Source organism: Flaviramulus basaltis, assembly GCF_900114265.1.
In the GTDB taxonomy this organism is placed as follows: Bacteria; Bacteroidota; Bacteroidia; order Flavobacteriales; family Flavobacteriaceae; genus Flaviramulus; species Flaviramulus basaltis.
The window spans coordinates 321,908-330,695 of the sequence record NZ_FPKV01000004.1 but is presented as its reverse complement, the minus strand read 5'-3'; the positions used below and the strand labels follow the sequence as shown (position 1 = coordinate 330,695).

General features: G+C 29.0%; 4 protein-coding genes and 1 rRNA gene. 2 read left to right on the top strand and 3 right to left on the bottom strand.

Annotated elements, in window-relative coordinates:
* A 5S ribosomal RNA gene (rrf, locus tag BT151_RS19030) occupies positions 1–80 on the top strand; the annotation flags it as partial.
* 344 nt (positions 81–424) lie between these two features.
* Complete coding sequence (locus BT151_RS16500; RefSeq protein WP_072403457.1) at positions 425–1,762, top strand: exonuclease domain-containing protein; 1,338 nt, start codon at positions 425–427, stop codon at positions 1,760–1,762.
* Positions 1,763–1,800: 38 nt separating this feature from the next.
* On the opposite strand, the gene BT151_RS16495 is transcribed toward BT151_RS16500, so the two are convergent.
* Genes BT151_RS16495 through BT151_RS16485 form a run of 3 tightly spaced genes read right to left on the bottom strand, consistent with a single transcriptional unit; the run spans position 1,801 to position 8,499 of the window.
* On the bottom strand, positions 1,801–4,302 hold the full coding sequence (locus BT151_RS16495) for a DUF4268 domain-containing protein (RefSeq protein WP_072403456.1): 2,502 nt from the start codon (positions 4,300–4,302) through the stop codon (positions 1,801–1,803).
* Positions 4,303–4,316: 14 nt separating this feature from the next.
* Positions 4,317–5,210 carry a phospholipase D family protein gene (locus BT151_RS16490; RefSeq protein WP_072403455.1) on the bottom strand — a complete coding sequence of 298 codons (894 nt, stop codon included), beginning with the start codon at positions 5,208–5,210 and terminating at the stop codon, positions 4,317–4,319.
* Positions 5,211–5,244: 34 nt separating this feature from the next.
* Entirely contained in the window at positions 5,245–8,499 is a 3,255-nt protein-coding gene (locus BT151_RS16485) for an Eco57I restriction-modification methylase domain-containing protein (protein WP_072403454.1), read from the bottom strand.
* Between the last annotated feature and the right edge of the window lie 289 nt (positions 8,500–8,788).

Sequence of the window (8,788 nt, the reverse complement as noted above, 5' to 3'; positions counted from 1 at the left end):
TCTTACCATTCCGAACAGAGAAGTTAAGCCCATTAGCGCCGATGGTACTGCATTTGTGGGAGAGTAGGTCGTTGCCTTTTTTGAATCCCGATTCTTTTATTAGAATCGGGATTTTTTTTGTGCTATACTGAAGTGAAAAATAAGTAAACCATTAGCGCCGATGATACTGTATTTGGGAAGCGTAGAGGCTTTTTTTTGATTTAGAATTTAAAAAAACTGTCTCAAAAAGTGGTCTCCTTGTCATTTTAAGCGGCATCGAAAAACTTATAATTCTATATTTCAATATATTTGGATTGCGATTAAGGTGGAATTTAAGCTAATTTTATTACTTTATAGATTGAAGATTTTCTTTATGTTATACTGAAATAGTTATTTTAAATTTTAAAGTTGTATCTCATTTATTAATATCTTTAGTATTCTTAAAATGATTTACACGATTATAGATGTTGAAACCACAGGTAGAAGTAATAAACTTAGCGAAATTTCCATTTTTAAATATGATGGTGCCAATATTATAGATGAATTTACCTCGTTAATTAATCCGGAGTCATTAATTCCACATTACATTACAGCACTTACTGGTATTGATAATGGCATGGTTGTCGATGCACCTACTTTTTCGGAAATCGCCAATACTATTTTGTCTTTTACCGAAAACTGTATTTTTGTCGCTCATAATGTGAATTTCGATTACAATGCTATTAGGAATGAATTTAAAGCCATAGGTATTGATTTTAACAGGAAAAAATTATGTACTGTTCGCTTGGCTAGAAAACTGATTCCTGGGCATAAATCTTATAGTTTAGGAAAACTTTGCCATGCACTACACATCAATATTGTAGGACGACATCGGGCTAGAGGTGATGCTGAAGCTACCGTTATTTTATTTGAACTTTTACTTAATCAAGAGCATGCAGAAACTGTATTTAATGAGTTTTTGAAAAAATCATCCAAAGAAGCGACATTACCTTCACATTTACAAACCTCAGTTTTTAATAATTTACCAAACACACCTGGTGTTTATTATTTTAAAAACAAAAAGGGTAAAATCATTTACGTAGGTAAAGCTAAAGACATAAAAAAGCGTGTATTAAGTCATTTTTATAGTAAAGCAGAGAAATCTTTGGCTATGTGTCGTGAAACGGCCGATATAGATTTCGCGCTTTCTGGAACCGAACTTATTGCTTTACTCATTGAAGATGCTGCTATTAAACAGCATTACCCAGAATACAACCAAGTTGCCAAACGTGCCCCTAAAATGTATGCTATTTTTAGATATACCGACCGAAAAGGTATTATACATATGGCGTATAATACACTTAAAGCCACACCGAACCCAATACTGACTTTAAATTCTATTACAGAATGCCGAGAGCAGTTAGAACAGCTTTGTAGTCAGTTTGAACTCTGCCCAAAATATTGCCATTTACAAGAAGCCGTTGCCACATGCAACCACTTTAAAATACATACTTGTAAAGGCATTTGTAAAGACCAAGAACCTTATGAGCAGTATAACCAATGCGTTATACAAGCTATAGACAGCCTAAATAACAACAGGAAAGATCTTATTTTAAAACAAAAAGGCAGACACGACGCCGAAGAAGCCTTTATCATGATTGAAAAGGGTACTTACCTTGGTTATGGTTTTATTGATAAAACTGAACAAATTAAGAACACCCAAGATTTGGAACCCTTTTTAATACCTCAAAAGGATAATAACGATATTCAAAAAATAATTAGGAAGGTGTTGATTGAGTTGTGAATACTGTTTCTGTTATTATTAAATTTTTTAGAGCATAGTTATTTTAAACTCTTAATAGAAGGAAGAAATGCTTTTTCAAATTTTGGTAAGTATTTAATCAAGAAATCATTCATCTTATTCCAATCTGCTTTGTCGTATAAATTCACATTTTGTAATTCATATTTAATTCTACTCATTTTATTTTCTGGCAATTCTTCCCATTCCAACTTATTCCCAAAACGATTTTCAATATCTTCTTCATTATTTAATAATTTTTTGAAATATTTTTTGTTTTTTTCTTTACTTGAAGAAGTAATAGCAAGTTCTATTCTTACATATTTACTTGTTGCAACAAAAGCATACCCCAAACCACTTAATCCTGCTCCAGCAGTTATCCAAGAATCTTTTGAAGGATTTACGTTTGAGAATAATTCTGTGCCTTCAATTAACGGTAAAAGTTGTTTCCAGTAATCTTTACGTACGTGATATCTTTTTGGGGTATTACTATTATCATTATCTGAATATTTTATAACTAATTCATCTTCAATTTCAAACAATGGAAGTAGTTTTTTAAGAGTGCTAAATTTTGAGTTACTATCTATGTTTGATTCAATAAAATAGCCACTTTGTAATTCTTGCGGCGCTCTAAATTCTGATGCATTACGTGTTATTTTAAATATATCTTTGGCTTCTAGTAAAAGTTGAGCGTTCTTTTCATATAACTTTTCAATAACATAAAAATACATTTGAGCAATTACCTCTTCATCTACTTTTGTGTTTTCAAAAATAAAATACTCTAATTTTTTATGCGTTGGAGATTCTGCATTAAAGAGATTTTGTTCATCTGTATTTTCCGAAAAAGGTATTATAATATCTGGGTATTCCCATATTTTTAGAAAGCGAGTATAAATTAAATTAAAACGTTCATTATAGTTAGCAACATCCCATTTATCAATAGTTTTAAGATAATCATTTAACCAAAGACGACTAAAATTATAGCCTTGTTCTGCACCTTGTCTATTCATAACTCTTTTATCTTTAAAAGACTTATTACTTAAAGCACCGTTGTTACCAGATAATGTAAGATTCGCAATTGTATTTACATATTTCTCTTTAAACATAAAATAATCATCAGGTGTAATAGCCTTATTCCAATCTTCATTAGGTGTTTGAGGAAAAATATGCTCTATAGTAATATTTTCATTTGCGGTATTTACATATTCTCTATTGTTATAATTCTCTAACAACTCGAACATATAATTTCTGTTTTTTGACTGAATGTTATATAAGTCTTTATCCTTTAATGCGGTTTTTAAATCTTCATCTGTTGGGAATTTTGCACTACCACGTTTTTTTATTAAAGCTAATGCAATAGAATCGTAATATTCCTCTGTATCAACTTCAGAATATAAGGTCATGAATATTTTATTCAAGGCATTAGTAGGCAATCCTACAACAAATCTTCTCCAAGTATAAGATTGGATTAATTTTAATATTTTTATTAAATCCTCTTTTGTAATTAACCCATTTTCTGCATCTTCAAATACTTGCAAAAGAAAAGGGAAAGCCACATTAATTTCAAGGCGAGAAATATATTCCAATTCTCTTCTAACATTATGGTCTTGGATTGTGGATGGATTTATAAACTTTTTATAGTGTATTGATAATGATTTAATATTCTCTAACTCTTGATTGTATGCTTCGTCTTTTATTGAATATAGCTTCTTAAATTCTATGTAAACTTTATTTTTATTAGGAATTTTTTTGGTACGCAAAGTTAGATAATCTCTAATATACTCGGATACTAAAGACTTTTGCTTAATTAAATCTCTTGCGTTTTCTTCAATAGGATTCCATATTTGTTCAAATATCTTATTCTGATTTTTAGGATCTAAATCCATTAGAATGTAGTTCCTAATTAAATCGGATTGTGATAAATCTAAACCTGTAGAGTTTAAACTTTCAAAAATACGTTGCGGGTCGTCTTTACCACGCTCTAATGATATTTCAACAAAAATTAATCGTTTTAGTCCGTTTAGTATGGTATGAAAACTTTCTTGGGTGATTATGCTTTTAAAATAATTAAAATTTTCAATAACGTTGGAGTAGTGGTTAAACTCATTTTCTGTACCATTCATAATAGCTTTAAATGCTAACGAATTGGTATCGGTTTGTTTTAGTTTAAGTTTACTCGATTCGTGCTGTACGTATTGGTTGGTTAAAAACATATTAAACAACATATCTGCTTCATTTTGCATGCTGTTTTCTTTGGCAAAACGGAATAATGCCACATATATAATGTTAATAGTTGTTAAGCGTTGTTGACCATCAATTATTACTAACTCTTTAACTTCGCTTGTGCTATAAATACCTTCGTGAATAAAAACAATACTACCAATAAAGTGTGTGCCTCTATTATATTTCTCAACAGCTATTACATCATTTATCAATTCTTTACATTCATTATTTGTCCAGTCATAATTTCGTTGATATACAGGTATTATAAACTGTATATTTTGAGCTTGTAAAAAATTAGTAATTGGTAGTTCGTTTGCTTTCATATTCTAATTTCAAATTATAAAATTGGATTAGCCATGCAAGTTTTTCCGTTTGATTCGTTTCCCGTTTTATGGCAATATTGTTCTGGATAATGTTCGTCTCCAAACATATTCCAAGTTTTCCAAGCATTTTTACTCATTGGCTGTTCTGGATTAAAAGGTATTTCTCGTCCAGTCCTAATGCAGTAACCCATGTCATTCAGCTTCTTTTTATAAGGAGTTTTCTTAATAAATGTTTTAGGAATTATTTCTGTTTCTTCTCTTATGGGTTTTATATTTTTAACTAACCTTTCTTCTTCTTCATATTTTTCGTCTTCAAAATCCTTTAGATATTTTACTTCATATTTTTTTCCATTAAAAAAATCATTTGTAATATCAAAAACAACCTTAGGTTCATGATATACTTTTTTCATTCCTAATAATTTATTGGTATAATGTTGTTCTTTTAAATAAATTACTTCACTTTTTTCAAAAACAATTTCATCGGTTTTTACTTCTGTTTCTTCAAACAATTTATCCAAAGGATTAAGTAAAGTTTTACTAAAATGTACACCATATTCAATGTTATTTACCATTGAAAAACCATACAAATTTAATGAAGTTATTAAACCTTCATTTTCGTTACAATAATGTTTTGCGTGTAAATCTTTATTATATAAAATTGTTATTTTATTAAACTCTTTAAAAAAATCTAAATCTACTTTACTGAAACTTTTGTGTTTATACTCTTCATTTTTACCAAACAATATAAATACTTTGACATCATGTTTATTATTTCTATCATTAAATACTTTTTTTATATGGTCGTCCAATTTAATGAATGGCGATATTATTAAAATATATTTTTTTGCATTCCATATAATATCTGTTAGCTTGCCTTCAAGCTCTCTTCCTGTTAAAAATTTAGTCATTATAGGTTTTAAATTAGTTATGTTTTTTATTAATTTATGAAGCTTCTACTATTTTAATCTCTTCCTCAGTCAACCCATACAACTCATAAACCATAGTATCTATTTCTGCATCGGTTTGGTTTATTTGGGTTTGTAAGGCTTGTGCTTTTTGTTTGTTTTCTTCAAAGAGGTCTAACCACTCAAACTCATCTTTTTTGGTAAGTTCTGCAACGACTTCTTTTCCTTCGGTTTGCAAGGTTTTATTATTTACTTTTATAGCTTTGTTTAGCTCACTTATAAAGTCTCCAAAATCTAATTCGTGCCAGTTTTGGAGTTTTTTGGATAGTTTTTGTAGTTGAAATTGGGATTCTAAATATTTTTGAAATTTATTTAAAAGTGAATTTTTCTGATTAGTAAAATCAATTAAACTATTAGATATATTTGATAATGATCCATCAATATTTTTAAAATTATTTGAAATAGGAATTGTTGTTATTTTATCTCTTCTAAAATCATAGAAACCTCCTTGTAATGTAGTACAAATATTTTTTAGATAAAAAAATACAAGTTTAGAATTTAATAAAGCTAACAAGGATTTTGAGTCTGTAGAAATGAAAAAGTTATTATCTAATAAAAATACTTCTCCTTTCTCATCAAAATAAAAATTTCCTTTATTATTTATTCTTGGATATATAATTTTAGATTGTTGCATTTCTTCATAATATGCACACGCTCTTAAATTCCAATAGTTTAAACCTTGGTCATATCTTTTTATTAATGAATCTTTATAAATATCTAACTCTTCTTGGATGTCGGGAAAATTAGTCGGAATATCTTCATCGTAACCAGTAAACAATAAATATTTATCTTGAAAATCGAAAGTATTTCTTTTTACTTCTTTTCCTGTTGCTAAAACCTTGATAAGGTTACTATTTTTAGAGCTTTTACTTATTAATTCTTTTCGTTTATTAGAATTAATTACAAAAGCTTCATTTTTACCAGTTTTAATACCATAAAATATTTTATTATCAATATAGTTGCCTAAAGTTATAGAATTTACTTTTAGTTTTTCAAGAATATTAAATGAATTAATATCAATGAAGTTCCACATATCACCAGTTAAAGATTTAAAAGGTACTTTGTGTTTTTTTAGTTCTAAAGTATTAATTGGGTCATTTGTGTTATCTCTTTTATTTATTTCAGAGTACAAAAAGGTTTTTTTCTTATAATCAGCCTTTTTATTTAACACATAAATAATAGGATATGTAGTAGCATCAGCAAAAACAGGATAATCATCAAAATCTAATAATAATTCTAGATTAGCATCTTCCTTCATTACTTTTCTTATGTTTTTACCATAAGTAGCTTTTAGAAATTTATTGGGTAGAATAAAAGAAAACAAGCCGTCTTTATTCATTAAGTTGATTCCTTTTTCAATAAAATAAGTATACAAATCTGCTACACTATTATAGCATTTGTATTGCTTTTCTAAATAAGGTTTTAATTCTTTAAATAGTTCTTGCCTAACATAAGGCGGATTTCCAATAACCACATCAAAACCACCTTTTTCAAATACTTGTGGAAACTCAGTTTCCCATTTAAAAGCTTTATCGCCAGCAACTGCTTTGCTATCTATTAAAGAGTTACCACATTTTATATTAGAACTTAAATCGTTTAACTTTCGTCTTGGTTGTGCGGTGCGTAACCAAAGGGAAAGTTTTGCGATTTCTACAGATTCTTCGTTTAAATCTACACCATAAATATTGTTTTCTAAAATGGTATTTTCAATATCTGGAAACTGTAAACCGCCACCTAATACTTTGGTTTTTAACTCATCAATATAAGTGTGTTCTTTTATTAAAAAATCTAAGGCTTGGTTTAAAAATGCACCCGAACCACAAGCGGGGTCGCAAATGGTAAGTTGTAACAACCAGTTTCTGTAAGTATCTAGAGTATTAACTAATGTTGCAATGGTGGTTTTATTTCTGTTTTTTCTGCCTTTAAAGTATTCTTCTTCTTTAAAACCTAACTCGGTTTTCTTTTCATCACATAATTTACCTATGGTATTTTCTACAATGTATTTGGTAATGTATTTAGGTGTGTAGAATACGCCATCTTTTTTACGTTTAGATTTTTGTTTATCGAAATCGCCTCCTTCAATTTCGGCATTTACACTTTCAATTTCGTTTAGTGAGTTTTCAAAAATATGCCCTAAAATATTAACGTCTACTTGACTTTCAAAATCGTATCCTGCTAACTGCCTGGTGTATTTGTATAGTAATTCGTTATCTATGTCTAGGCTATCTAATATGTTATCTTCTTTAAATAAACCGCCATTGTATGCATAAATTTCGGCTCTACTACTTGTGCCTTGTCTGCCTTGATCTAGAAACTTAAAGTATTGTTTAAATAAATCATAAAGAGGTCTTTCGTCTCCAAAATCTATATCTGCTTTCCATTTGTCTAATATTTGAACCGTACTATTTGGTGGTAGTAAACCTCTATCTTCTGCAAAGAATATAAAGAGAAATCTGTCTATTAATTTTTGAGATTTTTTAAAGAGTGTAAGTTTAACGTTTTTTTCTAGTTGAAGTGTTTCTGCTTGTTCTTCTAGAGATTGCTTCGTTTCTCGCAATAAGGCTTCTGCTTTAATTCTTTTTACGTTACGTTTTACTAGATCTCTAAATAGCTCTCTCTTGAATAATGAATAGTCTTTGTAAAATTGCTTTGTAATCTGTTCTTCTACTACAATAGAGGCTTCCTTAATTTGTAAAGGAATGTTGTTAATTATATTATCCTTTTGTAGGCATAAGTATAATAACTCGAAACGTTCTTGTGGTAATTCAAATAGATTGAATTCTTCAAACTCAGTCGCATCATTAATATAAAAACGAAGCTTCTCGAAGTTTGATGTAATTATATAAGAACAACCTTTTTGATTAGCTTTATAATCGAAAGCTTGTTTGCGTATACTTTCTAAGTCTTTAGTATTTGTTCCTTTTAATTCTATAACACCAATGGCAATATTGTTATGTAATATGGCTCCATCTGCTTTACGAGCGTTATTTTGGTTTTTATATTCGGCAACTAAGTTAAAATCTGTGTTAGGTTTTAAGGTGTAATCTAACAGATTTACAAAAAGTTCGGTAAGAAATATACCTTGATACTCTTCTTCTTTAGAATTACGAATGTTGTCTTGTATAGTTGGGTTTAAGAAGTATTTAGTGTATTTTTTGTAGGCTTTATTTAGTTTATCTTGGTCTTGTAATTTGAGGTGCTTTTTTAAAACAGATACTTGATATAACGACATGAATAGTTTACCCTTTTATATAATTATAAAAATAGAAATCTTTATCAGAATAATAGCACTTTTTTAAATTTAATAAGTAGAAATTGTGCTTAGAAAATGGAAATGGTTTATTGTTAGGTCTTTGACTTAGGCGGATGAGTTGCGGGAGCGATAGAAACGGCATCCTTTTTATGCGTTGGAAGTTCTGTTGTTTGAGTTTAGTACATACATTAAACAGATTGCTTCGTCGTTGCTCTTCTCCGCAATGACGTATAAAAAGATATAGTGGATAGCGCGGTTTTTAAATTGT

Coding starts and splice junctions, on each gene's coding strand:
- BT151_RS16500 (WP_072403457.1), top strand. CDS start 425: ATGATTTACACGATTATAGATGTTGAAACCACAGGTAGAAGTAATAAA.
- BT151_RS16495 (WP_072403456.1), bottom strand. CDS start 4,302: ATGAAAGCAAACGAACTACCAATTACTAATTTTTTACAAGCTCAAAAT.
- BT151_RS16490 (WP_072403455.1), bottom strand. CDS start 5,210: ATGACTAAATTTTTAACAGGAAGAGAGCTTGAAGGCAAGCTAACAGAT.
- BT151_RS16485 (WP_072403454.1), bottom strand. CDS start 8,499: ATGTCGTTATATCAAGTATCTGTTTTAAAAAAGCACCTCAAATTACAA.